At 71.4% G+C, this 1,341-nt stretch carries 3 protein-coding genes; all 3 read right to left on the bottom strand.

Annotated elements, in window-relative coordinates; all coding sequences use genetic code 11:
- A partial coding sequence (locus PROKR_RS13140) for an RNA methyltransferase substrate-binding domain-containing protein (protein ID WP_281171709.1) occupies positions 1-389 on the bottom strand: 389 nt, incomplete at its 3' end.
- A 29-nt stretch (positions 390-418) separates the two neighbouring features.
- Positions 419-802: a 50S ribosomal protein L20 gene (gene rplT, locus PROKR_RS13135; RefSeq protein WP_020016627.1), complete on the bottom strand. Its 384-nt coding sequence runs from the start codon at positions 800-802 to the stop codon at positions 419-421.
- A gap of 67 nt (positions 803-869) precedes the next feature.
- A complete protein-coding gene (gene rpmI, locus PROKR_RS13130; RefSeq protein ID WP_020016628.1) occupies positions 870-1,064 on the bottom strand; it encodes a 50S ribosomal protein L35 in 195 nt (64 codons plus the stop codon).
- Positions 1,065-1,341 lie beyond the last annotated feature (277 nt).

Genomic DNA, 1,341 nt, shown 5'->3' with positions numbered 1-1,341 from the left:
GGCCGCCCGGCCCGCTCAGGAGCGCGCGCGGCCAGGGCCTCGGCGAGCGAGGGCGCGCTGGAACGCACGACGGCGAGCACACCCTGGGCGTCAGGGCTCATCGACTCCAGCACCTCGGGCGCGCCGACGTGCAGGTACAGCCCGGCGGCGCGGGCGTCGTCGACGATCTCGGTGTAGCGCGCCGCCGCCGCGGGCGTCAGATAGACGTCCCGGACCGACGACGCGGCGTGCCGCACCGCCTCCCGGACGCTCTGCGGCCCCTCGACCAGGAACTGGCCGTGCCGGGAGCGCGCCGAACGCCCGGCCAGTGCCCGCACCTGCTTGACCCGGTCGGCTCGCGGATTCGCGAGCGTCACGTCAAGCGGCGCGGAGGCCTCCGAGGAGGACACTGTCCGGGCGTCCGGTGAGATGCTCAACCTCAGGCAGCGGCCGGGGCGTTGACGTCCGCCGGCAGCGCGTCCTTGGCGACCTGGACGAGGGCGTTGAACGCCGCCACGTCGTTGACCGCGAGCTCGGCGAGCATGCGGCGGTCGACCTCGACACCAGCGGCCTTGAGGCCCTGGATGAGGCGGTTGTAGGTCAGACCCTGCGCGCGGGACGCAGCGTTGATGCGCTGGATCCACAGCTTGCGGAAGTCGCCCTTGCGCACCTTCCGGTCACGGTAGGCGTAGACGAGCGAGTGGGTGACCTGCTCCTTCGCCTTCCGGTAGAGGCGCGAGCGCTGGCCGCGGTAACCGGCGGCGCGCTCGAGGGTCGTACGGCGCTTCTTCTGGGCATTTACTGCCCGCTTCACGCGTGCCACGTGAGACTCCTTGTTACTTCGGGCTGGAAGGGTTCCTGGCGGCGCACGTCAGGCGCGCGCCACGGGGTCACTTACCGAGCAGCTTCTTGATCTTCTTGACGTCGGCCGGTGCAACGACCTGGTCCACGGCCAGACGACGCGTACGACGGCTGGACTTGTGCTCGAGGTAGTGGCGGGCGTTGGTCTGCTCGCGCATGACCTTGCCGCTACCCGTGACCCGGAACCGCTTCTTGGAGCCGGAGTGCGTCTTGTTCTTCGGCATGACTGCCGTCTCTCCTCATGTCGGTCGACCGCTGCTGGAACGGCGACGTTTACCTGGGCCGGTAAGCCGGCCCGGTGTCGTGGTGGTCTTGGGGACCTGGCCTCAGCCGGCGTTGCGTGGCGCACGCGGCTTGGGGGCCACGGGCTTCGGCACCGGCTTGGGGGCCGGGGCCGGCTTGGGGGCTGCCTTGGCGGCAGGCTTCGCTGCCGGCTTCGAGGCAGCCTTGGCCGCGGGCTTCGTCGCCGGCTTCGGCGCCTCCGCCGGGGCGGGTGCCTCC

This window comes from Promicromonospora kroppenstedtii DSM 19349 (assembly GCF_000515355.1).
GTDB classification, from domain to species: Bacteria; Actinomycetota; Actinomycetes; order Actinomycetales; family Cellulomonadaceae; genus Promicromonospora; species Promicromonospora kroppenstedtii.
Note: the sequence above shows the minus strand (reverse complement) of the source record. Positions and strands in the feature narration are given on the sequence as shown.